Source organism: Streptomyces sp. NPDC043726 (genome assembly GCF_056436565.1).
In genome coordinates this window covers 29566-55162 of sequence record NZ_JBWKCI010000006.1, presented here as the reverse complement: position 1 = coordinate 55162, position 25597 = coordinate 29566, and the positions used below count along the sequence as shown (strand labels likewise).

The 25597-nt window shown below is 72.3% G+C and carries 21 protein-coding genes; 10 read left to right on the top strand and 11 right to left on the bottom strand.

Translation table 11 applies throughout. The features are described 5' to 3' along the window. Positions 1-3: 3 nt before the first annotated feature. Complete coding sequence (locus AC068Z_RS18470; RefSeq protein WP_478556454.1) at positions 4-2415, bottom strand: penicillin acylase family protein; 2412 nt, start codon at positions 2413-2415, stop codon at positions 4-6. Positions 2416-2536: 121 nt separating this feature from the next. On the opposite strand from AC068Z_RS18470, the gene AC068Z_RS18465 reads away from it, so the two are divergent. Continuing rightward, on the top strand, positions 2537-4033 hold the full coding sequence (locus tag AC068Z_RS18465; protein WP_478556452.1) for an acyl-CoA synthetase: 1497 nt from the start codon (positions 2537-2539) through the stop codon (positions 4031-4033). An 89-nt stretch (positions 4034-4122) separates the two neighbouring features. Here the strand turns inward: AC068Z_RS18465 and AC068Z_RS18460 are convergent, their stop codons facing one another. Then, positions 4123-5598, bottom strand: a complete 1476-nt coding sequence (locus AC068Z_RS18460; protein ID WP_478556450.1) for a glycoside hydrolase family 76 protein — start codon at positions 5596-5598, stop codon at positions 4123-4125. 143 nt (positions 5599-5741) lie between these two features. On the opposite strand from AC068Z_RS18460, the gene AC068Z_RS18455 reads away from it, so the two are divergent. Beyond that, positions 5742-6590: an alpha/beta fold hydrolase gene (locus AC068Z_RS18455; RefSeq protein WP_478556448.1), complete on the top strand. Its 849-nt coding sequence runs from the start codon at positions 5742-5744 to the stop codon at positions 6588-6590. Between the two features lie 312 nt (positions 6591-6902). Here AC068Z_RS18455 and AC068Z_RS18450 read toward each other — a convergent pair whose 3' ends face one another. The 4 genes from AC068Z_RS18450 to AC068Z_RS18435 form a co-directional block, all read right to left on the bottom strand. Beyond that, positions 6903-8651, bottom strand: a complete 1749-nt coding sequence (locus AC068Z_RS18450; RefSeq protein ID WP_478556446.1) for an LTA synthase family protein — start codon at positions 8649-8651, stop codon at positions 6903-6905. A 135-nt stretch (positions 8652-8786) separates the two neighbouring features. Next, entirely contained in the window at positions 8787-9206 is a 420-nt protein-coding gene (locus tag AC068Z_RS18445) for a DUF7144 family membrane protein (RefSeq protein ID WP_478556444.1), read from the bottom strand. Between the two features lie 32 nt (positions 9207-9238). Then, positions 9239-9712 (bottom strand): SHOCT domain-containing protein, encoded by a 474-nt coding sequence (locus tag AC068Z_RS18440; RefSeq protein WP_478556442.1) that lies wholly within the window; start codon positions 9710-9712, stop codon positions 9239-9241. A gap of 84 nt (positions 9713-9796) precedes the next feature. Next, positions 9797-10417, bottom strand: a complete 621-nt coding sequence (locus AC068Z_RS18435) for an HdeD family acid-resistance protein (protein WP_478556440.1) — start codon at positions 10415-10417, stop codon at positions 9797-9799. A 289-nt stretch (positions 10418-10706) separates the two neighbouring features. On the opposite strand from AC068Z_RS18435, the gene AC068Z_RS18430 reads away from it, so the two are divergent. Further along, the gene (locus AC068Z_RS18430; RefSeq protein WP_478556438.1) at positions 10707-12113 is read left to right on the top strand and encodes a DUF2252 domain-containing protein; all 1407 of its coding nucleotides are present in this window, start codon (positions 10707-10709) and stop codon (positions 12111-12113) included. Positions 12114-12161: 48 nt separating this feature from the next. Here AC068Z_RS18430 and AC068Z_RS18425 read toward each other — a convergent pair whose 3' ends face one another. The 5 genes from AC068Z_RS18425 to AC068Z_RS18405 form a co-directional block, all read right to left on the bottom strand. Next, positions 12162-12359, bottom strand: a complete 198-nt coding sequence (locus AC068Z_RS18425; RefSeq protein WP_451723401.1) for a hypothetical protein — start codon at positions 12357-12359, stop codon at positions 12162-12164. A gap of 224 nt (positions 12360-12583) precedes the next feature. Beyond that, positions 12584-13111, bottom strand: coding sequence for a hypothetical protein (locus AC068Z_RS18420; protein ID WP_478557259.1), 528 nt, complete (start codon positions 13109-13111; stop codon positions 12584-12586). Between the two features lie 2 nt (positions 13112-13113). Further along, positions 13114-14742 carry an MFS transporter gene (locus AC068Z_RS18415; protein WP_478556436.1) on the bottom strand — a complete coding sequence of 543 codons (1629 nt, stop codon included), beginning with the start codon at positions 14740-14742 and terminating at the stop codon, positions 13114-13116. Positions 14743-14862: 120 nt separating this feature from the next. Next, complete coding sequence (locus tag AC068Z_RS18410) at positions 14863-17508, bottom strand: helix-turn-helix transcriptional regulator (protein ID WP_478556434.1); 2646 nt, start codon at positions 17506-17508, stop codon at positions 14863-14865. A 266-nt stretch (positions 17509-17774) separates the two neighbouring features. Further along, positions 17775-19376: an acyl-CoA synthetase gene (locus AC068Z_RS18405; protein WP_478556432.1), complete on the bottom strand. Its 1602-nt coding sequence runs from the start codon at positions 19374-19376 to the stop codon at positions 17775-17777. Between the two features lie 182 nt (positions 19377-19558). Between AC068Z_RS18405 and AC068Z_RS18400 the strand changes: the two genes are divergently transcribed. The 7 genes from AC068Z_RS18400 (at position 19559) to AC068Z_RS18370 (ending at position 25595) form a co-directional block, all read left to right on the top strand. Continuing rightward, positions 19559-20434: a crotonase/enoyl-CoA hydratase family protein gene (locus tag AC068Z_RS18400; RefSeq protein WP_478556430.1), complete on the top strand. Its 876-nt coding sequence runs from the start codon at positions 19559-19561 to the stop codon at positions 20432-20434. A gap of 11 nt (positions 20435-20445) precedes the next feature. Next, positions 20446-21387, top strand: a complete 942-nt coding sequence (locus AC068Z_RS18395; RefSeq protein ID WP_478556428.1) for a Zn-ribbon domain-containing OB-fold protein — start codon at positions 20446-20448, stop codon at positions 21385-21387. After that, positions 21384-22427 carry a thiolase domain-containing protein gene (locus tag AC068Z_RS18390; RefSeq protein WP_478556426.1) on the top strand — a complete coding sequence of 348 codons (1044 nt, stop codon included), beginning with the start codon at positions 21384-21386 and terminating at the stop codon, positions 22425-22427. The genes AC068Z_RS18395 and AC068Z_RS18390 overlap by 4 nt, the downstream gene beginning before the upstream one ends. Then, positions 22424-23590 (top strand): thiolase domain-containing protein, encoded by a 1167-nt coding sequence (locus AC068Z_RS18385; RefSeq protein WP_478556424.1) that lies wholly within the window; start codon positions 22424-22426, stop codon positions 23588-23590. Before AC068Z_RS18390 ends, AC068Z_RS18385 begins: the two co-directional genes overlap by 4 nt. Before the next feature lie 82 nt (positions 23591-23672). Next, positions 23673-23915 carry a DUF397 domain-containing protein gene (locus AC068Z_RS18380; protein WP_478556422.1) on the top strand — a complete coding sequence of 81 codons (243 nt, stop codon included), beginning with the start codon at positions 23673-23675 and terminating at the stop codon, positions 23913-23915. A gap of 127 nt (positions 23916-24042) precedes the next feature. After that, a complete protein-coding gene (locus AC068Z_RS18375; RefSeq protein ID WP_478556420.1) occupies positions 24043-24948 on the top strand; it encodes a universal stress protein in 906 nt (301 codons plus the stop codon). Positions 24949-25097: 149 nt separating this feature from the next. Continuing rightward, a complete protein-coding gene (locus tag AC068Z_RS18370) occupies positions 25098-25595 on the top strand; it encodes a hypothetical protein (protein ID WP_478556418.1) in 498 nt (165 codons plus the stop codon). Positions 25596-25597 lie beyond the last annotated feature (2 nt).

Sequence of the window (25597 nt, the reverse complement as noted above, 5' to 3'; positions counted from 1 at the left end):
CGGTCAGCGGCGCTCGCGGACCACGACCAGCTTCAGCGCGGGCGAGGTCAGGATGTCCTTCTCGCAGAAGCGAGAGGTCACCCACTTCTCGCCGGAGAACAGCCGCGTCTGGTCGCTGTAGTGGGCCGAGCCTGGGTTCGAGGACTGGGAGTACGACAGCAGTGTGCGCGCCACCGGGCAGCGGCCGCCGTCCCAGCCCACGGCCTGGATGTAGCTGGAGCCGGTCGTCACCTCCGTGTAGCCGCCCTTGGCCGGGTCCCACACCGGCTCGACCTTGTTCCACACGCCCAGGCTCTCGGTGCCGCCGGGGACGGGGATGCGCTGACCGTCGCGCACGACGAACTGGTGCTGCCCGAGCGGGGAGTCGAGCGCGATGCCCGCCGCCCTCAGCTCGGCGACCGCGTCCGCGAGGGCCGTGGCGAAGCCCGGCGCGGCCGTGTCGAGGGTGTTCGGGGTGCCCACGGGGTCGGCGGCCGAGAACGGCACCTTCCACAGCTGGGCGGCCGGAACCGCGGCCGACAGCTTCCGCCAGAACCGGTCGAACAGCAGCGCGCCCCGACTGCCGGTGTCGGTGGTGCGGTCCCATGCCGCCAGCACCGCACAGGCGCCGGAGACGTCGACCGCCTTGCCGTCGCTCGCCGTTGCCGTTCCGCCCGGCAGGGCCGCACAGGCCGCCGCCGCGTCCTTGGCGGCCAGGTCACCCGCGGGCGCCCGGTTGGCGAACTGCTGCGCCTGGAGGTCCCGCACGGTCAGCTCGCCGCGCTGCGCCATCTTGGCCACGTCCTCGATCGCCCCGCGCGTGCGCAGCGTGCGCTGCGTCCCGACGGTGCCGAAGACCCGCTCGTACCCGGTCAGCGGACGGTCCGCGTTGGCCAGCCAGGCGCTGTCGTTGGAGTTCTCCGCGTACGGCGCGTCCTTCAGCGTCGGCAGCTTCGCGGGTCCGAAGATCCCCGGCTGTACGGCGTCGGGGTCGGCGCCGAGGGCGCAGGCGCCGCGGGAGCCGTCGAGGATCGCCAGGCCCGCGGAGGGGTAGGTGACCTTGCCGAGCGGGGTGGAGCAGGACTGGGCCAGCTCGTCGGTGATCCGGGGCAGCACCTGGGACTGGGTGAACAGGGTGTGGCCCGCGGAGTCCGCGGCGATGGTGTTCACCCAGGGCAGGCCCTGGGTCCGCTTGAGCGTGCCGAGCACCTCGGCGGTGCTGCGGGCCTTGCTGAAGCCGAGCGCGGTGTCGTTGCCGCGCAGGTTGACGGCGTTGGGGTCGTTGACCGCGTACGCCGTCGTGCTCGTCCAGGGCAGCGGCAGCGAGGCGCCGAGCGAGGTGACCACCGGGCCGTACCGCGTCCACCACTGGGTCCGGGTCACGGGAGCGCCGTCCTTCACGGCCACGCTCACCGTGCGCTTCGTCATCCTTTCCGGCTTGCCGTCGACGAGGTAGACCGTCGGGTCCGCCGGATCCAGCGTCAGCTGGTGGAGGTTGAGGGTGACGCCCGTCGCGACGGTGTGGCTCCAGGCCACGCGGGCGTTGTGGCCTATGGAGATCGTGGCGCTGCCGAGCAGCGAACCGCCCGCCACGTTGAGCTCGCCGGGGATGGTCTGCTGCGACTGCCAGAAGCGGCGGCCGCCCTGCCACGGGTAGTGCGGGTTGCCCAGCAGCAGCCCGCGCCCGTTCGCTGTGGTGGAGCCGCCGAAGGCGACGGCGTTGGAGCCCATGTCGGCGGTGTCCGCGGCGAGCAGCTCCCGCGCGGCGCGGGCGGTGTCCTGGGCGTCGGGTGCCTGAGCGGTCGTCGTGGCGGTGGGCGGCTGCGCGGCCGTGATGCCGTCCACGGCCCGGCCCTGGCCGCCCAGCACCGCGAGCGCGAAGCCGCGCGTGGCCACGTCGAGCGTGGTGACGGGCCGCACCCAGGCGGCGCCCGCGCAGGCCGGGTCGGTGATCCGGTTCTGGCGCAGCCAGGCGTTGTAGCCGGCCGCGAAGCCGCGCATCAGCTCCTCGACCTGGCGGCTCGGACCGCGCGGCGCCGGTTCGGCGAGCAGCTTCTCCACCGTGCGCGTCTCCCGTACGCCACGGAAGTAGAGGTCGCTGGAGAGGTTCCTGGTCGCCGAGGAGAGCGAGAAGTCGGTCGCCGCGTCCGGTCCGAAGAACCGGGAGCGTTCGCCCCGCACGGTCACGAAACCGTCGGCGAGGGTGCACACCTGGTCGGCGGCCTGCGCCCAGCCGGTGCCGAAGCCCAGGTTGGCGTAGTCCTTGGCGACGATGTGCGGAATGCCGTACTCGGTGTAGCGGATCAGGGCCGACAGGCCACCGGACGAGGGACGGTCATGGCGGTCGGGGCGCTCGGCCGCGCTCGCCGGGAGCGTGACGGTGGCGGTGAGCAGGGCGACGGCCGCGACGACGAGCCGTCTGAGGCGGATGCGCATCAGGCCTCCCAACATCATTGGGGGAAGGGGCGGTTGAGCGTACCAACGGGTATGTGTCCATGGAACGTGCCGATTGTCAGGTGCTTGACCTCCCTTCGGCTGGGGCCGAGGATCGACTGTCATGACGCCCGGACACGGCAGCACGGTTGACGGGGTGCTGCGGCGCAGCGCCCGGCGCACCCCGGCACGCGTCGCGGTCGAGTACCGCGACCGGACATGGACGTACGAGGAGTTCGACGAGGCCGTCTCCCGCGCCGCGAGCGTCCTGCTCGGCCAGGGCCTCGCACCCGGCGACCGCGTGGGCTCCTACGGCCACAACTCCGACGCCTACCTGATCGGCTTCCTCGCCTGCGCCCGCGCCGGGCTGGTGCACGTGCCGGTCAACCAGAACCTCACCGGCGACGATCTGGCCTACCTCGTCGGCCAGTCCGGCAGCTCGCTCGTCCTCACGGACCCCGATCTTGCGGACCGGCTCCCGGACGGCGTACGGGCACTGCCGCTGCGGGACGCCGAGGGCTCGCTGCTGGAGCGGCTGGCCTCGGCCCCGGCGTACGACGGTCCGGAGCCGCGCGGCGAGGATCTCGCGCAACTGCTGTACACCTCGGGCACGACCGCCCTGCCGAAGGGCGCGATGATGACCCATCGCGCCCTGGTGCACGAGTACCTGAGCGCCATCACCGCCCTCGACCTGAGCGCCGGGGACCGGCCGGTGCACTCGCTGCCGCTGTACCACTCGGCGCAGATGCACGTCTTCCTGCTGCCCTACCTCGCTGTCGGCGCGACCAACGTCATCCTCGACGCCCCCGACGGCGAACGGCTCTTCGACCTGATCGAGGCAGGCCGCGTGGACAGCCTCTTCGCACCGCCCACCGTGTGGATCGGTCTCGCCAACCGCCCCGACTTCACCACCCGCGACCTCACCGGCCTGCGCAAGGCGTACTACGGCGCCTCCATCATGCCGGTGCCGGTGCTGGAGCGGCTCCGCGAACACCTGCCGGAGCTGCGCTTCTACAACTGCTTCGGCCAGAGCGAGATCGGGCCCCTGGCCACCGTCCTCGCCCCCGACGAGCACAAGGGGCGGATGGACTCCTGCGGGCGGCCGGTGCTCTTCGTCGACGCGCGCGTGGTGGACGAGGACGGCAAGGACGTGCCCGACGGCACGCCCGGTGAGATCGTCTACCGCTCCCCGCAGTTGTGCGAGGGCTACTGGGACAAGCCCGAGGAGACCGAAGAGGCCTTCCGCGACGGCTGGTTCCACTCCGGCGACCTCGCGGTCAAGGACGCCCAGGGCTACTTCACGATCGTGGACCGGGTGAAGGACGTCATCAACTCCGGCGGTGTGCTGGTCGCCTCACGCCAGGTCGAGGACGCGCTGTACACCCATGAGGCGGTGGCCGAGGTGGCGGTGGTCGGGCTGCCCGACGAGCGCTGGATCGAGGCGGTCACCGCCGTCGTCGTGCCGCGCGGGGAGGTCACCGAGACCGAGCTGATCGACCACGCGCGGGAGAGGCTCGCCCACTTCAAGGCCCCCAAGCGGGTCCTCTTCGTGGACGAACTGCCCCGCAACGCGAGCGGGAAGATCCTCAAGCGGGAGCTGAGGGACCGCTTCACCCCCTGAACCGCTCCGCGGCGGTCAGGGAGCCCTCCAAGCACGTGAAAGCTCGCTTCACGTGCCGCTTTTCCGCCTGCATGCCGTCAACGCCCTTGTCAGGAAACCGCGTTGAGCAGATCGAGGGCGCTGTGCTGTCGCGCCGCGTCCACGGTGTCGACCGGGCCGGACCAGCGCAGGCCGTACTGGTCGAGGGCGTTGCGGTCGCTCGCGTGGGCACGGTCGGCCTGGCGTCGCAGATAGGCCGAGTAGGGGTGGTCCGGCAGCGCCGCGTTCAGCTTGCCCAGGCCGCGCACGTGCGCCCCCTTGAACGACGGCCCGTCGGCGCCGCAGTCACCGCCCTCGCACGGGTCGCGCAGGATGCCGTCGGCGGTGTGCAGGGAAGGGGCCGTGGTCGCGGCGTCGGCGATCTGCCGCGCACGGGTGAGCAGTGCGCTGTCGCCCGTGGCCCGGTGGAGCTCGGTGAGGGCACCGAGCAGGATGCCCTGGTTGTACGACCAGACCGGCAGGCCGTTGTTGCGGCAAGTGGCCAGGTCGATGCCGTCGTTGACCAGGTTCGAGCCGTTGACCATGCCGGTGCCCTGGAACCAGGACCAGCCGGCGCGGGCCCGGTTCAGATACGTCGTGTCGCCCGGGATGCGGTTGTGCAGGGCGGCGTTGAGCTGGATGTAGAGGGAGTTGGCGATGGCGTTCTTGTACGTCCGCGCGGTGCTCCACCACACCCCGCCGCCGCAGGTGCCGTCCCAGTACGCCGCCATGTGGTCGGCGTCGGCGCGGGCGGTGGCGAGATAACGGCCGTCACCGGTGAGGTCGTACGCCGCGATCCAGGCGAGCCCCCACCAGCCGGTGTCGTCGATGTACTCGTTGCGGAACTGTCCGTGGTGCGCGCTCAGGTTCAGTTCGTAGGTGCGGGAGACGGCGTACGAGTAACTGCCCATGCCTGTCACACGGATGTTGTCGACGACGGCGGTCAGGGCGTTCGCCGAGTTCCACCAGCCGGTGGTGTCGAACAGGCCGGTCGAATGGTTGTAGAAGGTCATCAGGCCGGTGGCCGCCGCGGTGCGCCGGTCGCCCGCGTTCCAAGTGGTGCGGGCCCAGGGTGTGCAGGCGATCTCGGGGCGGTCCCCGGCCTTGCCGCAGGCGCGCAGGGCGCCGACGCCGTGGTTGTTCCAGTCGTCCACGTTGTACATGAGCGTGCGCCAGTCGCGACGGCCCGCCGGGATCGCGGTGTTGCCCAGTCTGCTGCCCGAACTCCAGCCGCGGCCGCCGTCGAAGGAGCGGTCGAGCCACACCTCGTCGCCCGGGCTGCCGTTGGCGACGGACGCCCAGCCCATCGCGTCGGCGTCGTCGAAGTGGAGGGCGATCGACCGGCCGTGGAGGGTCGCCGTGACCGGGGTGCGGTCGCCGGGCGAGAGGGCGGGGTCACGGGCGTCGCAGTACTTGTTGCAGACGGTCGCGGCGGTGTCGGCGGCGGAGGCCGGCTGGGGGGACAGGCCTGGCAGGAGCGCCAGGGCGAGGGCCGCGGCCGACAGTGCGAGCGTGCGTGGTCCACGGAGCCCTGGTACGGGAGTCATGGGGCCTCCCTGTCGGTGTGAGAGCGCTCTCGGCAAGCTAGTGTTGAGCAGAAGGGTCGTCAACGGGACTGGCACGGAAGCGAGTTGCCCGGTACGCCCGGGGGACGTGCGGGAACGTTTCGCCGCGTCCTAGGATCGGCGGCGTGCCGACTTTCACAGCGTTTGACGGAACCACGCTCGCCTACCACCAGCACGGCGAGGGCGAGCCGCTCGTCGTCGTGCCCGGCGGTCCGATGCGCGCCTCCTCCTACCTCGGGAACCTGGGCGGACTCGACGCCGGACGCCGGCTGATCCGCCTCGATCTGCGGGGGACCGGCGACTCGCGGGTCCCGGCGGATCCGGCGACGTACCGCTGCGACCGGCTCGTGGACGACGTGGAAGCGCTCCGGATCCACCTGGGCCTGGAGCGGATCGACCTGCTGGGCCACTCCGCGGGCGGCAGCCTCGCGATGCTCTACGCCGCCCGCCACCCCGAGCGGATCCGGCGGCTGGTGCTCGTCGCCGCCAACCCGTGGGCACTGGGCACCCCCGCGACGCCCGAGGACCGGCTGTCGGCGGCGCGGCTGCGCAAGGGCGAGCCCTGGTTCGAGGAGGCCTTCGCGGCCATGGAGTCCTGGCTCGCGGGCACCGCGGACGTCGGGCCGGAACTCGTCCCTCTCTTCTACGGCCGCTGGGACAGCGCGGCCCAGGAGCACGACGCCCGCGGGGACGAGGAGTTCAACGAGGAGGCCGCCGCGGTGTACGGCTCCGAGGGCGCCTACGACCCACCCGCGACCCGCGCCGCCCTCGCCCGCCTCGCCGCTCCCGTCCTCGTCCTGGCCGGAGAACTCGACGGCGCTCCGAACCCCGAACTCGCCCGCGGGATCGCGGAGGTCTTCCCGCACGCGGAGGTGGCGGTCCAGCCCGGCGGCGGCCACTTCCCCTGGCTGGACGCCCCGGAGTGGTTCGCGGGGTGCGTGGAGGAGTTCCTCGCTCTGCCGTCGGCGGAGTAGGGACGCGGAACTCCGGCGGTACGGGCATCGTCGCGCGCTCCCTCGGCGGGCTGACCGACTGGGCCGTGGTCACCGCCACCGATGCCCGTCGCAGCGTGCCCGATCCGGCGGGGTGGGACCGCAGGCGGCGGATCACCGTGCCCACCCTGTTGATCGGTGGTGATCCGGACAGTCCGAGACCGCGGGACCGGATCACCGCCTTCGCCGGGCGGCTCCCCGACGTTCGCGCGGTGACCATCGACGTGGGCCGCTTGGTGCACGAGAGCTGGCCGGTGCAAGTCCCGGCATGCGTCGGGGAGTTCCTGGGGGACGTCAGCGGTAGGCCGTCATGAAGCGGTCCCGGAACTTGTCCATGGGCCACTGAGGAGCGTCCGGCGCCGGCTTGAGGCCGTCCGTCCAGCCCCAGTCCTCGATCCGGTCCAGGACCTTCCGGTCGCGGGCCACGATCGTGATCGGGACGTCCTTGTTCCTGCTGCCCGCCGTCACCGTCGGCACCGGCTGGTGGTCGCCGAGGAAGACCAGGACGGTGTCGTCGTCGCCGTAGCGCTCGACGTACTCGACGAGGCTGCGCAGCGAGTACTCGATGGCGTTCGCGTACTCGGCGCGGACGCTCTCGGGGTTCTTCCAGACCTCCTTGGGGTCCTTGCCCTCCTCCTTGATCTTGTGGAAGACCGAGCCGTCGCCGAGGTCGTCCCAGTCGATCATGCGGGCGATGGGAGACCAGGGATTGTGGCTGGAGGCCAGGATGATCTCGGCCATGATCGGCTCACGGTCCTTCTTGCCGTGTTCCAGCCGCTCGAAGGCCTCCAGGCTGAACTGGTCCGGCACGGGTGTCCAGCTGAAGTACGGTCCGTGATAGCCCAGTTGTTCGGAGTCGTAGATGTGATCGAGGGCGAAGAACTTGCCCTCCGGCCACGCCCTGCGCACCCCGGGCACGATCCCGACCGTGCGCCACGCACCCGTCTTGCGGAAGTAACTGCCCAGCGTGGCACGGTCGCTGGTGGTCAGAGTGCGGTACCGCTGCTGGTTCTTGATCCACAGTCCGGACAGGAACGTGGAGTGGGCGAGCCAGCTGCCCGCGCCTGTCACCGGGGAGCGCAGCCAGGCGCTGCGCGAGGCGAACCCGGCCGACTCCAGGCGCTCGGTGCCCTCGGTGAGGACCGCGTCGGTCTGCCCGGCCATGTCCGGATCGTCGAGGGCGACCCGGCCGTAGCTCTCGATGAAGGTGAACAGCACGTCCTTGCCGCGCAGTCCGGTCAGCAACTGGTCGGGCGGGGTGGTGGCGAAGGCGTCGACGGCGGCCTGTTTCTCGAACACCGCCGCGTCCCGCAGCCCGGCCCGGACCTGCTCGACCCGGTTGTCGACGTAGTCCGCGTTGATCTTCGAGGCGACCGGCACCTCGGTGACCTGGACGCCGAGCGTGACGCAGGTGATCCAGGCGGTACCGAGGATCAGGGTGGTCCGGGAGGCGACCGGACGGTGGCGGACCATCAGGCCGGTCAGCCGCACGGCCGACAGCGTCATCGCGACGAGGACGAGTACGAGGAGCACCAGTACGCCGGTCACCGCGAGGATCTGGCCCGTCCGGCCGAACGACTCGCCCAGGAAGGACACTCCGTCGTCGAGCAGGATCCAGTCGAGGACCAGGTCGAAGGGGCGGGCGAGCACCTGGTAGAAGCCCATGTCCAGGAACTTGAGGACGGTCAGCACGCCGAGCAGCGCGCCGGTCGCGATCGCGGTGATCCGCCGGGGCCTTGGTGGCAGCGACAGCAGCAGACCGGCGAGGAGGACGCCCTCGGCGGGGATGCGGAGGAACGCGCCGAACGACAGCCGCTCGACACGGTTGGGCAGCAGGAGCGCGGCCAGGACGACCACGCCGGCCAGGACGGTGGCCGACACGGAGAGGCCCCGGGCCGCCTGCGGATACCGTCCCCGCCATCCGCGCGGCCCGGGGCGCTGCGACATGCCCTCGGCCCGGTCTTCCCTCTGCTGCTCCGGTGCCTCAGTCTCCTCTGTCTCCTCCGTCTCGGCGTCCGGCAGTTGCCCCGTCACGTGCGACACCCGTGGTCCCTTCCTTGCGTCCCGTCATCATGCGTACGGTCGGCCGTCGTCTTCCGTTCACACGCCGAGCCGGTCGAACGCACACGGTACGCGCAGGGGGGCCAGGTCACCGCGGGACACCGCGGCCGTGTCGGCTCAGGTGACCGGGCGGTCGGGGCGTTCCACGCACAGCGCCCAGATGATCAGCGCGGAGACCCCGATCAGCACCACCGACCACACCGGGTAGTACGGCAGGGAAAGGAAGTTGGCGATGATGACGAGGGCGCCGATCGCGACGCCGGCGACGCGTGCCCACGTCGCCTCGGTGAACAGGCCGAGGGAGACCAGCACGGCGATCGCGCCGAGGATCAGATGGATCCAGCCCCAACTGGTCAGATCGAACTCGAAGACGTAGTTGGGTGTGGTGACGAAGACGTCGTCCTCGGCGATGCCCATGATGCCCCGCGTGATGGCGAGCACGCCGCCGATCATCAGCATCACCGCGGCGAAGACCGTCAGGCCACTGGCCCAGCTCTGCTTCGCCGTGCCGGCGGGCGCGCTGTGTGTGGCAGTCATTGCGGTGCCTCATCTCGTCTCGTGCGGCGGCCTCAGACGCCGGCGGCCGGAGTGGCGGACTCGCGGCTCTTGCGGACGCCCGCCGGGCCGTAGTCGGTGAGGATCAGTTCCTTGGCCCTGCGGAACTCCTCGTCCGAGATGTCGCCGCTCTCCTTCAGCCGCGCGAGCTTGGCCAGCTCGTCGGCGCTGGTGTGCTGGCCTCCGGCGGCCGTCTCCCGGACGTAGGAGTCGAAGGCCTCCTGCTGGGCACGTGCCTGCGCGATCTCGCGGCGTCCCATGTTCTTGCCCCGGGCGATCACGTAGACGAGCACGCCGAGGAAGGGCAGCACGATGACGAAGACGAGCCAGCCCGCCTTGGCCCAGCCGCTCATCGCGTCGTCGCGGAAGATGTCCACGATGATCCGGAACAGCAGGATGAACCACAGGATCCACAGGAAGAACCAGAGCATCGCCCAGAAGGTGCTCAGCAGGGGGAAGTCGTACGCGAGGTACGTGGCTGTGCTCATGTCGTCGCCTCCGTCCGGGCCTCGGGCCCGAAGGTCGTTGTCCGTTCTCAGCGTGCCCACGGCAACTGGGGGTCGGCCTCACCCTCAGGGGGTGACCCGACGCAGGGCCGCCCGCCAGGCGAAGGCGACCGCGAGCTCCATGACGCCGAGCAGCACCAGCCACAGCCCGAGCAGCCGGGTGAGGGCCACCGCCGACTCGCTCGGCAGGGCCAGTACGACGATGCCCGCGACGACGCCGAGGAGGGCCGCGCCGAGCAGGACGCCCCGGTGCGGCAGGCCCTTCGCGGCGAGGGCCGCGTAGGCGGTCAGCAGCCCGGACACCAGCCACACGACGCCGACGATCACCGACAGGGCGGCGATGGTCTGCAGGGGGTTGCGCATGCACAGCACCCCGGCCAGGACGTACAGCACCGCGATCAGCAGCCCCGGCACCCGTTCGCCGCGGTCCTGGCCGAACACCGCCACGAACCGGAAGGCGCCGGTCACCAGCAGGTACAGCCCGAAGAGGACGGCGACCACCTGAAGGGTGGCGTCCGGCCAGACCAGGAGCAGGATCCCCGGCAGCAGGGTGGCGAGCGCCGATCCCAGCATCCACGTCCACGAGCCGCCGAGGCGACCGAGGACGTCCTCGGGGTCTTCGTGCGCCGCCCCGCCGGGTTGCTGCCCGGGGCCGGTCGGCCGTGCCGCGGTGGGCGATTCGGTCATGGCTCCTCCTCGCTCCTACGGAACGCGCCGCCGCCGGACACCGGCGGGGCGGAGTGTGGAGTTCCCACCGGCCCAGCGTCCCGCCTTCGGCCTCCCACCGGATCACCCGCCAAGGGTGATCCGTGCGCGCCGGGAGGGGGCGAGGGTGGATTCGGGCGGCGCCCTGCGATGCGGCACGAATACGAGCGGAGCGGCGCTTGGTTCATTGGGCGCGCGGGCGGCGTTCTGTTCGTGCGGTGCGCACGAGCAGGGGCTGCCCTGACACGCAGCGCGGGCGAGGAGGCCGGCCATGACCGAACGGAGCGCGTTCACCCCCTCCCTGAACCCGGGGGAACGGGCGGCCCACGGCAAGCGGGCGCGCAAGCGGGTGCCCCGCCTGGCGCAGGCGCGGTTCGAGCCGGGTCCGGGGCGCTTCGACCCGGTCGACGTGATCGAGGCCCAGTCGGCCACGCGGCTGCCGGAACTGGTGCCGATCCGCTACGGCCGCATGCTGGAGTCGCCGTTCCGCTTCTACCGTGGGGCGGCGGCGATCATGGCGGCCGACCTCGGGGCCGCGCCGGACTCCGGGCTGACGGTCCAGCTGTGCGGCGACGCCCATCTGCTGAACTTCCGGCTCCTGGCCTCACCGGAGCGGCATCTGGTCTTCGACATCAACGACTTCGACGAGACCTTCGCCGGGCCGTTCGAGTGGGACGTCAAGCGACTGGCCGCCAGCTTCGTCATTGCCGCCCGCGCGGGCGGCTTCACGGACGGGGAGCAGGACAGCGCTGCGCGCACGTGTGTACGGGCGTACCGGGAACGGATGCGGGAGCTGGCCGGGATGCGGACCCTGGACATCTGGTACGCCCAGGACGACGCCGACCGGATGCAGGAACTGCTGGCCTCCGCCATGGACAAGAAGGAGCGGCGGCGCACCGCCGAGGCCGCCGCGAAGGCCCGCACCCGCACACACATGCAGGCCTTCGCCAAGCTCACCAGGGACACGCCCGAGGGCCGGCGCATCGCACCGGACCCGCCGCTCATCACCCCCCTCTCCGATCTGACCGATCCCGGCGAGGCGGGACCGGAGACGGAGCTGGAGACGATCTTCGAGCAGTACACCAGCAGTCTGTCGGCCGAGAAGCGCCATCTGCTGCGCCACTTCCGGCTGGTGGACCTGGCCCGCAAGGTCGTGGGCGTCGGCAGCGTCGGCACCCGCTGCTGGATCCTGCTCCTGCTCGGCCGGGACGACGACGATCCCCTCCTGCTCCAGGCCAAGGAGGCCCAGCGGTCGGTGCTGGCCGCCCACACGGACGGGCACGACTACGACAACCAGGGCCGCCGGGTCGTCGAGGGGCAGCGGCTCATCCAGACCACCAGCGACATCCTGCTGGGCTGGACCCATGTCGTGGGCCTGGACGGCCGCGGCCGCGACTTCTACGTACGGCAGCTGCGCGACTGGAAGGGCATCGCCCGCCCCGAGACCATGGACCCGCCGCTGATGAACTTGTTCGCCCAGGTGTGCGGGGCGTCCCTGGCCCGGGCGCACGCCCGTTCCGGCGACCCCGTCGCCATCAGCGCCTATCTCGGGGGCAGCGACCGCTTCGACCGCGCGCTGACCGACTTCGCGCAGCGCTACGCCGATCGGAACGAGCGGGACTTCGAGGCGCTGGCCGCGGCCGTCAAGGCCGGCAGGGTGACCGCCCGGACCCTGTGAGGCCGGGCGCCGGGCCCCTCACCGCGGCTGTCGGCGCATCTCCACGACTCACTCCGGCTGTCGGCGCATCTCCACGATCCGCAGGCCCAGGGACTGACATCGGGCCACCAGACCGTAGAGGTGCGCCTCGTCGACCACCGAGCCGAACAGGATGGTCTGCCCGGCCATCACCACATGGTTCAGCTCGGGGAAGGACTTGGCGAGCGTCTCCGACATCTGCCCGTCGACGCGGATCTCATAGCGCATGCCGTACTCCCGCGAAAGGCGTGAGGCGGGCTGACCGCACCCCGCACCTCCGATGCTCCGACCCCGGGCGCCGCGCGTCCTCACCCGGCACAGGTGATAGCCCACGAGGTCCGGCTGCGGCACTTCACGACGCCACGACTTCACGACGCGCCATGGCGGGCCGTTGTGCTGACGAAGTGCCGGGGGTGTCGCGTTCTACGACGGGCCTGACCCTCGCGGCGCCCTCAGTGCTTCACGAGCAGCTTGACCGCGACGATCAGCAGGCCGAGCCCCAGATTCACCGACGCGGTCAGGGCGACCAGCCGCCAGGAGGCTCCGACGCCCCGGGCCGCCCGCACCGACCAGCCCACCTGACCCGCCACCGCGATGCCCAGTGCCAGCCAGACGGCACCCTTCACGTCGAGACCGAGCAGCGGGCTGACAACCACGGCGAGCGCGGGCGGCAGCGCGGCCCGGAGGATCGGCCACTCCTCGCGGCACACCTCCAGCACCGTCGCGCGGTTCAGAGCCCGCTGCGCCAGGTGCTCCCCGAACAGCTTGGCGTGCACGTGCGCGAGCCAGAACACCGTGCCGGTCAGGAGCAGCAACAGGACCAGCTCCGCCCGGGGGAAGTTCCCGAGGGAACCGGCGCCCAGCACCACCGAGGCGGCGAGCAGCGAGCCGTAGACGCCACCGGTGAAGTCCTCGTGGGCGCGTCGCTCGGCGCGGCGCGCGCGGTGCGCGGCGCGGCCGTTGCGGACCGTCTCAGGGATCCTCACGACGTCGGCCCCTGCTCTCCCGCGTCGGCGGGGGCGGCCCCTGGCGGCCGTATGTCGTCCGTGCGGCCCGGCAGCCGGGGGGTGATGAGGAAGCTCGCCAGCGTGACCCCGCCCGCCGCGAGGATGGCCGCCTTCAGGCCCTTCAGCTGGGCCGACGCGTAGGAGTCAACGACGGCGTCGACCTCGGCGGGCGGCAGTTCGGCCCGTTCGGCGGCCGCCCGCACCTGATCGGTGGGGACGAAGGAGACCCCGGCCTCCAGGGCGACGCTCGTCTGCTGCCGCGCCTGCTCCGACAGCCGTGGATCGTCCTCGACATGGGCGGTGAAGGCGTGCGCGAGCGCCCCGATGAGCAGCGAACCGATCAGCGCGGTGCCCAGGGCCGAGCCCAGGTTCTGGGCCGTGTACTGGAGTCCGCCGACCTCGCTGCGCTCCTCCTCGCGGGCGCTGGACTGCACGACGTTGCCCAACTGCGAGACGAGCAGGCCCATGCCGAGCCCCAGCAGGGCCATGGCCGCGGCGAACTGCACGTCGTCGATCTTCGGGTCGATGGTGGCCAGCAGCCACACGATGGCCGCCGCCAGGGTCAGCAGGGCGGCCCGGACCAGGGTGCGCGCCGGCACCCGGCGCGCGAACCGGGAGGCGCCCAGCGAGGCGACGAGCATGGTGACCGAGACCGGCAGCAGCCGCAGGCCGGTCTCGAAGGCGTCGAAGCCCTGGACGACCTGGAGATAGAGGGGGATGGCGAAGAACAGGCCGAGCAGGATCAGGTTCTGGCTGAGCATCGTGAGCAGCCCGGCCCGTAGCGCGGGGCGGTCCAGCAGGGGCAGGTGCACCAGCGGGTCCCGGTGCCGGGCGGCCCGTCGGTGCTCCCAGGCGACGAAGGCGTACAGGACCAGCACCGAGGCGCCGATGACGAACATCGTGGGCGCGAAGCCGAACACCGTGAACGGCGGGTTCCGCGGCTGGACCCAGCCCCAGGTGCCGCTCTGCAGCACGGCGAGGACACCGAGAGCGAGCCCGGTCGCCGACAGGGTCGCGCCCACCCCGTCCATCCGGGGCCGGGGCCCGGTCCGGGGGGCCTCGGTGATCATCCGACGGCACAACAGCATGGCCAGCACGAGCACGACCTCGCCGGCGAAGACCAGACGCCAGCTGAGGTACGTCGTCACCCAGCCGCCGAGCAGCGGTCCGACCGCGATGCCCGCACCGGCGAGGCCGCCGATGACGCCGTAGGCGACGGCGCGCTCCCGGCCCCGGTAGGACTCAGCGACCAGCGCGGCCATGGCCGGCAGGACCAGGGCCGCGCCGATCCCCTCGATGACCGACCAGCCGATCGCCAGCACCCAGACCGTGGGCGCCGCCGCGGTGATCCCCGATCCGACGCCGTAGACGACGAGTCCTATCAGGAACAGCCGGCGGCGGCCCAGGATGTCGCCGAGTTTGGCGCCGACGGCCATGAACGCGGCCATCATCAGCGCGTACAGCGTGATCACGGCCTGGATCGCGGTGACCTCGGTGTCGAAGTCCTCGACCAGCTGGCTGATCGAGACGTTCATGACGGAGGTGTCCAGGACCATCAGGAACTGGGCCGTGCCGAGCACCATCAGAGCCCGCCAGTGCGCCACGCTGCCACCTCACAGTCTTCGGCGACGGCCTCGGCTGCCGGGCCGTACGTCCATGTCACCCGAAGCGGCCCGCGGGCGCCTCACCCGCCGCGGGGGAGGAAGCGCGGAGCCGGGGGAGGGTCACAGCAGGCCCAGCTCCCGGGCCCGCCGTACGGCGTCGGTGCGCCGGTTGACGGCCAGCTTGCGGAAGATGCCCTTGAGGTGGGTCTTGACCGTGTTCACGGAGACGTACAGGTCGGCGGCGATCTCCTCGGTGGACATCATCTGGGCCAGCCGCGCCAGGACGTCGCGTTCGCGGGCGCTCAGCTCCTCGACGACCAGCGGACCGGTCGTGGCGGGCGGCGTGTCCCGCAGCAGCCAGCTCTCGGCCAGTGTCTCCCGCGGTCCCGTGCCCAGCAGCCGCAGGACCCAGGGGCGGGCGTCCAGGAAGGGCCTGCGCAGCCGCTCGTGGCGGGCTTCCAGCAGGGCCCGCACGAGGATCCGCCGGGCGGTCGCCGGATCCCCGGTCTGCTCGCAGGCCTGGGCGCGCACCAGCAGGGCCGGCACGGTGACCGCCGGACCGGCCTCGCCCTCGGGCGGTACGGCGGCGAGCATCTCGACGGCCGGGCCGGGGTGTCCGGCGGCCAGCAGGGCCCGGGCGGCGCCCACCGCGCAGGCGGCCTGGTCCTCCGGAGCCTCCAGCAGCGCTCGCGCTGCCGACTCGGGGTGCCCTTCGGCGAGGTGGGCGGCGCAGGCGATGGCGGCGGCCTGGCCGCGCTCCCACGGCGAGACCACGTCGGCGCTGATGGCGGGTTCCGCCGCGGCGAGCGCGGCCGGCACGTCCCCCTGGGCGAGCCGCAGCCGCGCAGTGGTCAGCGCCCGCCCAGCGGCTGTCACCGGGTCGTCGTGTCCTGCCGGGACGGATCCGCCCGCCTCGTCGAGCAGGCTCTGGGCCTGCTCGAGTTCATCGCGTTCGACGGCCACGGCGGCCCGGACGAGGTGGCCCACGCTCGACCCCGCCAGCGGCGGCAGACCGTAGCGCTCGGTCTCGGCCAGCGCGGCGAAGGCCTTGCGGTCGGCCCGGTCGAGCCAGCCGCCGAGGTAGTCGATGAGCGCGAGGTGGCTGAGGCTCTCCTGGCGGGGCAGCGCCGTGGCGGCGCCCGCGGGGGAGGCGACGACGGCTTCGAAGGCGGCGCGCGCGTCCTCGAACCGCCCGGCCCACAGATGGGCCGTGCCGAGGTGGGTCAGCAACAGCGCGTTGAGCTCGGGGTGCTGCTCCAGGAGCCGGGCGGGCACGTCCTCCTGGAGGTGCCGGGCCGAGCGGGCCGCCTTCTCCGCCCGCCCGGGGGCGCCGGCCAGCCGGGCGGCGTGCGCCTCCAGCAGCGCGCAGCTGAGCTGGGCGGCGGCCGGGTCGGACGCCTCGGTGGCCAGGGTCCGCTCCGCCTGGTGCAGGTGGGCGAGGCCCCGGCCGACGTCGTGGTGGTTCAGCGCGCGGGCCGCGCGGACGAGTTCGGCGGCCGGCCCGGTGGTCTCGCGGGCCATGCCGGAGAACAGGTCGGCGAGGCCGTCGGCGCGCAGGCCCGTGAAGAACTGCCCGATGGCCAGGTCGTCGACCAGGGCGGCGGCGGTGAACTCCCAGTCGCCCGCCGCCGCGCCGTGGGCGAGCGCCTCCGAGAGGTATCCGGAGCGGCGCAGCCACCGTGCCGCCCGGCGGTGCAGCCGGGGGCTGAGACCGGGCCGGGTCACCTCCAGATGGGTCCGGAGGATCTCGCCGAGCAGCGGGTGCAGCCGGTACCACGAGTCCCCCAGGGACTCCACGAAGGCGTTCTGGCGGCGCAGCCCGTCCAGGATCGGCCCCGCGTCGAGCCGGCCCGTGAGGGTGTCGGCCAGGGCGGGGGAGAACCGGTCCAGGACGCTGACCCGCAGCAACAGGTCCTGTGTGTCGGCGGGCTGTCGCTTGAGCACCTCGCCGAGCAGGTAGTCGGCGACCGTGCTCTGGCCGGCCTCGAACTCCTTGAGATAGGCCTCGGGGTCGTCGGTCTCCTGCGCGGCCAGGGCACACAGCCGCAGGCCCGCCGCCCAGCCCCCGGTCCGCTCCACCAGCGCGTCGGCGGATGCCACGGACAGCTCCATGCCGTGCAGCGTCAGCAGACCGACCGTCTCCTCGGGTGTGAAGGCCAGGTCGGCGTTGCGGATCTCCGTGAGGGTGCCGGCCGCGCGGTACCGGTGCAGCGGCAGCAGGGGCTCGGTGCGGGTGACCAGGACCAGGCGCAGGCCCGGCCAGGCATGCCGCAGGACGAACTCCAGCTGCTCACTGACGGCGGGGCCGGTCACCCGCTCGTACTCGTCGAGCACGACGACCACGGGCCGTTCGCGGGCGGCGAGTGCCACGGCGAGCCGGGCCAGCAGCTTGTCGTCCACGCGGTGGGCGTCCGCCGGGAAGGCGACCTCGGCGGGGGCGAGGACGCCCTGGTGGTGCAGCGCTTCCAGCAGATGGGCCCAGAACAGTCCGGGTGTCTGGTCGGCGTCGGCGGTGAACCAGACGACCGGTCCGTCCTGGCGCGCGGCCCAGTCGGCGACCAGCAGCGTCTTGCCCGCTCCCGCCGCCCCGTTGACCATGGTCAACGGAGTCGAGCGGCCCCGGTCGAGGTGCCGGTGCAGCCGTGGGCGGCGCAGGAAGGTGGGGGGCCTGGCCGGGATGGCGAAGCGTCCCGGAAGGTAGGGGGCACCGAGGGGATCGACCCCCGCGGCGGCCGTACCCGGCCCCCTGGGTTCACCCGCGCCCATGCCGACCACCACCACCGTTCATCAGGCCATGGCCAGTGCTCCTCCACCAGAATCCCAGCTTCCCCACGAGTCGGCACGCGAGGCGGCGGCCCCGTGGCCTGACAGCGGGGCCGATAGGCCCTGTGACCAGGGACGAAGGCCCCATGCCCGCCACACGGAGGCACCCACCGACGGACCGCCCCCTGCCCTACGCCTGCGCCGCCCCGGCCACCTCGCCTGCCCTGTCCTACGCCTGCGCCGCCCCGGCCCCCTCGCCTGCCCTGTTCCTACGCCTGCGCCGCCCCGGCCACCTCCCGGGCCCACCGGTAGTCCGCCTTGCCGCTCGGGGAGCGGCGGATGGATTCGGTGACCACCAGCTGGCGGGGGATCTTGTACCCGGCGAGGTGGGACCTGCAGTGGGTCTGGATGTCCTCCAGGGAGGGCCGTTCGGCGCCCGCGCGGAGCTGGACGACGGCCGCCACATGGTGGCCCCACTTCACGTCCGGCACCCCGGCCACGAGCGCGTCGTACACGTCCGGATGGGACTTGAGCGCCTGCTCGACCTCTTCCGGGTACACCTTCTCGCCGCCGGTGTTGATGCACTGCGAGCCGCGGCCGAGGACGGTCACCACGCCCTCGGCGTCGACGGTCGCCATGTCCCCGAGCAGCACCCAGCGCCGCCCGTCCTTCTCGAAGAAGGTCTCCGCGCTCTTCACAGGGTCGTTGTAGTAGCCGAGCGGGACGTGCCCGCACTGCGCCACCCGGCCCACCTCCCCCACGGCTACCGGCTCGCGCGTGGCCGGATCGACCACCTGGGTACGGGAGTTGACGCGGATCCGGAAGCCGCGCTCGGGGCCCGCGTCCTCGGTGGCCGTGCCGTTGAAGCCGGACTCGGAGGAGCCGAAGTTGTTCAGCAGCATGACGTTCGGCACCAGTTCCAGGAACTGCCGGCGCACCGTCTCCGACATGATCGCCCCGGACGAGGACACGCTGAACATCGAGGAGCAGTCCGTGCCCTTCATCGGCCCGCTCAGCGCGTCGATGAGCGGCCGCAGCATCGCGTCGCCCACCAGCGACATGCTGCTGACCTTCTCCTTCTCGATGGTGCGCAGCACCTCCTCGGGCACGAACTTACGGTGAAGCACGACCCGTTGGCCGAAGTTGAAGCCGATGAAGGCGGTGAGGGTGGAGGTGCCGTGCATCAGCGGGGGAGCGGGGAAGAAGGTGATCCCGGACCCGCCGGCCGCGACCCGCTCGGCCAGTTCCTCGGGCTTGGCGACCGGCTCCCCGGTCGGCGCCCCGCCGCCCAGCCCCGCGAAGAACAGGTCCTCCTGGCGCCACATGACGCCCTTGGGCATCCCGGTCGTGCCCCCGGTGTAGATGATGAACTGGTCGTCGCCCGACCGTGCCGGGAACCCCCGCTCCGCAGATCCGCCCGCCTCGGCCTCCGCGAAGGGCACGCCCGTCGTGCCGTCCCCCACCCGCACCAGATGCCGCAGCTTCTCCGCCCGGGGCCGCGCCGCCGCCACCCGGTCCTCGAACTCGGCGTCGAAGACCACCGCGACCAGGTCGGCGTCCCGGTAGAGATAGACCAACTCCTCCTCTACATAGCGGTAGTTGACGTTCACCGGCACGATCCGCGCCTTCAGGCAGCCCAGCACGGTCTGCAGGTACTCGACCCCGTTGTACAGGTGCAGTCCGAGGTGCTCGCCGGGGCGGATCCCGCTGTCCAGCAGATGGTGCCCGATCCGGTTGGCGGCCGCGTCCAGCTCGGCGTACGTCAGCCTGCGCTCCGCGCCCGTGCCGGGATGGTCGAGGTACACCAGCGCCTCGCGGTCCGGCACCGCGTCCACGACCGACTCGAACAGGTCGGCAAGGTTGTACTCCACCGCTCCTCCTGACCTCGCTGCCCCTCGGTTGCCGGTCATCAGAGCAAAGGGGGGCAGGACTGTGAAGACTCCGCGCACAACAAATCTGACTGTCTGTCAGAAAACTCTTGAAGTGCTCCGCCGCCTCCTGCAACCTGTTCTCGTTCTGATGCGGGGAGACGGGTGATGAGGGGAGACGGGTGATGGGCGGAACGGCGAAAGGCGGAACGGCGGAGGGCGGAACGGCGAAAGGTGGAACGGGGAAAGGCGGAACAGCGGAGGGCGGCACCGAACATCTCGACGTGCGGCGCGAGGGCGCCACACTCGTGCTCACGCTCAACCGGCCCGAGGCGAAGAACGCGCTCTCGCTGCCCATGCTCGTCGGCCTGTACGACGGCTGGGTCCAGGCCGACGCGGACGACACCGTCCGCTCGATCGTGCTGACCGGCGCGGGCGGCGCGTTCTGCGCGGGCATGGACCTCAAGGCCCTGGCCGGCCAGGGGATGGCGGGCGAGCGGTACCGCCACCGGCTCACCGCCGACCCCGACCTGCACTGGAAGGCCATGCTGCGCCATCACCGCCCGCGCAAACCGGTGATCGCCGCCGTCGAGGGCCACTGTGTGGCCGGCGGCACCGAGATCCTCCAGGGCACCGACATCCGGGTGGCGGGGGAGTCCGCGACCTTCGGCCTCTTCGAGGTCCGGCGCGGACTGTTCCCGATCGGCGGCTCCACGGTCCGGCTGCAACGCCAGATCCCGCGCACCCACGCCCTGGAGATGCTCCTCACCGGCCGCCCCTACAGCGCCCCGGAGGCCGCCGGCATCGGCCTGATCGGCCATGTCGTCCCCGACGGCACCGCACTCGCCAAGGCCCTGGAGATCGCCGAACAGATCAACGCCTGCGGCCCGCTCGCCGTCGAGGCCGTCAAGGCGTCGGTGTACGAGACCGCCGAGCTGACCGAGACCGAGGGCCTCGCCGCCGAACTCAAGCGCGGCTGGCCGATCTTCGACACCGCCGACGCCAAGGAAGGCGCCCGCGCCTTCGCGGAGAAACGGCCGCCCGACTACCAGCGCCACTGAAGGAGACCGGCATGCCCGAAGTCCTCAAAGCCCCGCTCGTCGTCGAGTTCCCCTTCACCCGCTCCCTCGGCCCCGTCCAGAGCGCCTTCCTCACCGGCCTGCGCGAACGCGTCGTCCTCGGCGTGCGCACCACCGACGGACGCACCCTCGTCCCACCCGTCGAGTACGACCCCGTCACCGCCGACGAACTCCGCGACCTCGTCGAGGTGGCCCCCACCGGCACCGTCACCACCTGGGCCTGGAACCACGAACCGCGCCGGGGCCAGCCCCTGGACACCCCCTTCGCCTGGGTCCTGGTCCGCCTCGACGGCGCCGACACCGCCCTCCTGCACGCCCTCGACGCCCCCGGCCCCGAGGCCGTGCGCACCGGCCTGCGCGTCCGCGTCCGCTGGGCCGAGGAACGCTCCGGCGCCATCACCGACATCGCCTGCTTCGAGCCGTACGACGGCGAACCGGCCGCGACGCGAGGCCACACCGGCGAGTTCGAGGACCCGGTCACCGGCATCGTCGCCCACGCCCGCCTCGACTACACCTACTCGCCGGGCCGCGCCCAGACCGCCTACATCAACGCCCTCGCCGAGCACCGCAACGTCGGCGAACGCTGCCCCTCCTGCCGCAAGGTCTACGTCCCGCCCAGGGGCGCCTGCCCCACCTGCGGCGTCGCCACCTCCGAACAGGTCGAGGTGGGCCCCCACGGCACCGTCACCACCTTCTGCATCGTCAACATCAAGGCGAAGAACCTCGACATCGAGGTGCCCTACGTCTACGCCCACATCGCGCTCGACGGAGCGGGCCTCGCCCTGCACGGCCGTATCGCAGGCATCCCCTACGACCAGGTCCGCATGGGGCTGCGGGTGGAACCGGTGTGGACCGAGGGCGCCCGCTTCCCCGACCACTACCGGCCGACCGGCGAACCCGACGCGGACTACGACACCTACAGGGAGCTGCTGTGACCCGCGAGATCGCCGTCGTCGCCTTCGGCCAGACCGACCACCGGCGCACCAGCGACGACAGTTCCGAGGTCGAGATGCTGATGCCGGTCCTGCACGACGTCCTGGACCGCACCGGCCTGAAGACCGCCGACATCGGCTTCACCTGCTCCGGCTCCAGCGACTACCTCGCGGGCCGCGCCTTCTCCTTCACCCTCGCCCTCGACGGCGTGGGCGCCTGGCCCCCGATCTCCGAGTCGCACGTGGAGATGGACGGCGCCTGGGCCCTGTACGAGGCGTGGACCAAGCTCCTGACCGGCGACGCCGACACCGCCCTCGTCTACTCCTACGGCAAGTCCTCCCCGGGCCCCCTGCGAGACGTCCTCACCCGCCAGCTGGACCCGTACTACCTCGCCCCCCTGTGGCCGGACTCCGTCGCCCTCGCCGCCCTCCAGGCCCAGGCCCTCATCGACGCGGGCGAGACGGACGAACCCCGGCTCACGGCCATCGCCGCCCGCAGCCGCACGACCGACAACCCGCACGCACAGCTGAGGGGCCCGGTCCCCCAGGGGGACTATCTCGTACGACCCCTGCGCACCGGCGACTGCCCGCCCATCGGCGACGGCGCCGCCGCCGTGATCCTCGCCGCCGGGGACCGGGCCCGGGAGCTGTGCGAACGGCCCGCCTGGATCCGCGGCATCGACCACCGCATCGAGGCGCACTCCCTCGGCGTCCGCGACCTCACCGACTCGCCCTCTACCCGCCTGGCCGCCGAGAAGGCGGGCGCCTTCGAACGGCCCGTCGACACCGCCGAGCTGCACGCCCCCTTCACCTCCCAGGAGGTGATCCTGCGCAAGGCGCTCCGGCTCGACGACGGCGTACGGATCAACCCCTCCGGCGGCGCCCTCGCCGCCAACCCGGTCATGGCCGCCGGACTGATCCGCCTCGGCGAGGCCGCCGCCGCCATCCACCGGGGCGAGTCCGACCGGGCCCTCGGCCACGCCACCTCCGGCCCCTGTCTGCAACAGAACCTGGTCGCCGTACTGGAAGGGGATCCGCGATGAGCAAGGAACCCGTGGCCGTCGTCGGGGTCGGCCAGACCAAGCACGTGGCGGCACGCCGGGACGTCTCCATCGCCGGCCTGGTTCGGGAGGCGTCCCGCAGGGCCCTGGAGGACGCCGAGGTGACCTGGGCCGACGTCGACGCCGTCGTCATCGGCAAGGCGCCCGACTTCTTCGAGGGCGTCATGATGCCCGAGCTGTACCTCGCAGACGCGCTCGGGGCGGTCGGCAAGCCGATGCTGCGCGTGCACACCGCGGGCTCCGTCGGCGGCTCGACCGCCCTGGTCGCCGCGAACCTCGTGGCGTCCCGCGTCCACGGCACCGTACTGACCTGCGCCTTCGAGAAGCAGTCCGAGTCCAACGCCATGTGGGGCCTGTCCCTGCCGATCCCCTTCCAACAGCCCCTGCTCGCCGGGGCCGGCGGCTTCTTCGCCCCGCACGTGCGCGCGTACATGCGGCGCAGCGGCGCCCCCGACACGGTCGGCTCGCTCGTCGCGTACAAGGACCGGCGCAACGCCCTGAAGAACCCCTACGCCCACCTCCACGAGCACGACATCACCCTGGAGAAGGTCCAGTCCTCGCCGATGCTGTGGGACCCGATCCGCTACTCGGAGACCTGCCCCTCCTCCGACGGCGCCTGCGCGATGGTCCTCACCGACCGGGCCGGCGCCGCCCGCGCGCCCCGGCCGCCGGCCTGGATGCACGGCGGCGCGATGCGCAGCGAACCGACCCTCTTCGCGGGCAAGGACGCGGTGTCGCCGCGGGCCGGCAAGGACTGCGCCGCGGACGTCTACCGGCAGGCGGGCATCGCCGACCCGCGCCGGGAGATCGACGCCGTCGAGATGTACGTGCCGTTCTCCTGGTACGAGCCGATGTGGCTGGAGAACCTCGGCTTCGCCGCCGAGGGCGAGGGCTGGAAGCTCACCGAGTCCGGGGTGACCGAGCTCGACGGCGACCTGCCGGTCAACATGTCGGGCGGGGTCCTCTCCTCCAACCCCATCGGCGCCTCCGGCATGATCCGGTTCGCCGAGGCCGCCCTCCAGGTGCGCGGACAGGCAGGGGAACACCAGGTGGCGGGCGCCCGCCGGGCGCTCGGACACGCCTACGGCGGCGGATCGCAGTTCTTCTCCATGTGGCTGGTGGGAGCCGAGCCCCCGGACTCCTGAAAGGTCCCCCTCACGTGGCCTGTTGACTCTCGGAACCGATCGCTAGGCTGGCCGCGGACGACGAACCGGGAGGAGCACGGACGTGGCCGAGAGCACCATCCAGCAGCAGCCGCTCACGGGCTGGGACAAGCCGGAGCTGGACCTCAGCAGCGCCGACTGGCACTCGAGCAGCCGCGGTCTGGGAGACGTCCAGATCGCCTTTGTCGAGGGTTTCATCGCGATGCGCAACAGCGGCCGCCCACAGAGCCCCTCGCTGATCTTCACACCCGCCGAATGGGGCGCGTTCGTTTCGGGCGCGCGGGAAGGGGAGTTCGACCTGACCTGACCGGCTGATCCGGGGGTGTTGCGCCCGATTTCCCGGACACGCGACCGCCGGGACCCTCCCCGGACCGGGGCCTGAGCCAGGCTGGTCCAGGGAGGGGAGACGGTCGTACTCGGGAAGCGAGGAACCCATGGACACCCTGCCGGTCATCGCGGCGGTCGACGGTTCGGACGACAGCCTGCGGGCCCTGGACTGGGCCCTCGACACCGCCCGCGGACGCGGAGCGCCGCTGCGGGTGGTCCATGTACGGCAGTACGCCGCCTGGATGCAGGCCGACGTACTGGTGTCGGGACCGCCGGAGCCGGGGGACGACCCGGTCCTCGGCGAGGTCCGCACCCGTCTGGCCGCGGTGCCGGACCGCCCCGAGACGGAGTACGTGACCCTGGAGGGCGCGCCGGCGGCCGTGCTGCCCGAACTGGGCTCCTTGGCTCAGCTGTTGGTGCTCGGCTCGCGCGGCCGGGGCGGCTTCGCCAGCCTGCTGCTCGGCTCGAACGGCATGGCCGCCGCGCGGGACGCCGAGTGCCCGGTCGTGGTGGTGCCCAGACCGGGCCGCGAGGTCCACGAGGGCGCGCCGACCGGCCCCGGGCCACGGGTGGTGGTCGGCCTCCAGGTCGACAGCCCGGACGAGGCGATCCTCGACTTCGCCTTCGCGGAGGCCGCCCGGCGCGGAGCCCGCCTCCAGGTGGTGGCCGCCTACCCGTCCCCGGTCCAGATCTGGACCGCGGCCCCCGCCCAGATCCTGCCCCCGGCGGTGGACGACAAGGCCGTGGAGAACGAGACCCGCGCGCTGGCGGAGGGCTTCCTGGCCCCGCACCGCGGCCGGTACGCGGACGTCCTGGCCGAGGCCCAGGTGGCCCCCGGCGACGCGGCGGGCCACCTGGTCGCCGCCTCCAGGAACGCCGACCTGGTGGTCGTCGGCCGTCACCGCCGCCGCCTGCTGGCCCCCACCCGCATGATCGGCTCGGTGACCCAGGCGGTCCTGCTGCACGCGGCAAGCCCGATCGCGGTGATCCCGCCGTCTCCACCGGAGGAGTGAAGAAGGGCGGCCCCGCGGTGCAGGCACGAGCGCGGGGAACTGCGCGATCAACCACGACGAACCCGCACCCGCCGGACGGCGCAGCGTGGCACCCGCGTAGGCGTATCCCGGCCCGCCCAGTACAGCGCAGCGCCAAGTAGCATTGCGCTATGTCGTTCCTCCGCCGCCGCAGCGCCACCCCCGCCGGGCCCGACTTCGACGTTCTGGCCATGGACCCGGGCGACTGGCCCGGCAATCTGGGCGCCGGCCTGCTGCCCGCCCCCGACGGCAGCTGCCAGGGCGTCTTCCTGCGCTACGACCTGTTCGGCGGCCGCGGCCCCGCGATGATCATCGGCAATCTGCCGGAGGGCTCCCCGGCCCGGGACATCGAAGAGGGCGAGATCCCCTTCGAGGTCGCCCAGCTGCTCCTGGCGCTGGAGAACGAGGAGGAGGTCACCGTCGTCGGCACCGAGGACGTGCCGGTGATGCAGGGCGACAACCTCCTGATCGTGCGCCGTCTGAAGCTCTCCGAGAGCCGGATCTCCTGCGTGCAGTTCGACCGCAGCGACAACGTCCTGGTGACCATCGCCGCCTGGGACCGCCCGATCACGGACGACCTCTACGCCCTGCTGAAGCCGCTGCCCGCGGAGCTGTTCCAGCAGGGCTGAGG

Excerpts from the sequence above, each read along its gene's own strand:
- AC068Z_RS18470 (WP_478556454.1), bottom strand. The coding sequence starts at position 2,415 with ATGCGCATCCGCCTCAGACGGCTCGTCGTCGCGGCCGTCGCCCTGCTC.
- AC068Z_RS18465 (WP_478556452.1), top strand. The coding sequence starts at position 2,537 with ATGACGCCCGGACACGGCAGCACGGTTGACGGGGTGCTGCGGCGCAGC.
- AC068Z_RS18460 (WP_478556450.1), bottom strand. The coding sequence starts at position 5,598 with ATGACTCCCGTACCAGGGCTCCGTGGACCACGCACGCTCGCACTGTCG.
- AC068Z_RS18445 (WP_478556444.1), bottom strand. The coding sequence starts at position 9,206 with ATGACTGCCACACACAGCGCGCCCGCCGGCACGGCGAAGCAGAGCTGG.
- AC068Z_RS18440 (WP_478556442.1), bottom strand. The coding sequence starts at position 9,712 with ATGAGCACAGCCACGTACCTCGCGTACGACTTCCCCCTGCTGAGCACC.
- AC068Z_RS18435 (WP_478556440.1), bottom strand. The coding sequence starts at position 10,417 with ATGACCGAATCGCCCACCGCGGCACGGCCGACCGGCCCCGGGCAGCAA.
- AC068Z_RS18430 (WP_478556438.1), top strand. The coding sequence starts at position 10,707 with ATGACCGAACGGAGCGCGTTCACCCCCTCCCTGAACCCGGGGGAACGG.
- AC068Z_RS18425 (WP_451723401.1), bottom strand. The coding sequence starts at position 12,359 with ATGCGCTATGAGATCCGCGTCGACGGGCAGATGTCGGAGACGCTCGCC.
- AC068Z_RS18410 (WP_478556434.1), bottom strand. The coding sequence starts at position 17,508 with ATGGGCGCGGGTGAACCCAGGGGGCCGGGTACGGCCGCCGCGGGGGTC.
- AC068Z_RS18400 (WP_478556430.1), top strand. The coding sequence starts at position 19,559 with ATGGGCGGAACGGCGAAAGGCGGAACGGCGGAGGGCGGAACGGCGAAA.
- AC068Z_RS18395 (WP_478556428.1), top strand. The coding sequence starts at position 20,446 with ATGCCCGAAGTCCTCAAAGCCCCGCTCGTCGTCGAGTTCCCCTTCACC.
- AC068Z_RS18385 (WP_478556424.1), top strand. The coding sequence starts at position 22,424 with ATGAGCAAGGAACCCGTGGCCGTCGTCGGGGTCGGCCAGACCAAGCAC.
- AC068Z_RS18375 (WP_478556420.1), top strand. The coding sequence starts at position 24,043 with ATGGACACCCTGCCGGTCATCGCGGCGGTCGACGGTTCGGACGACAGC.
- AC068Z_RS18370 (WP_478556418.1), top strand. The coding sequence starts at position 25,098 with ATGTCGTTCCTCCGCCGCCGCAGCGCCACCCCCGCCGGGCCCGACTTC.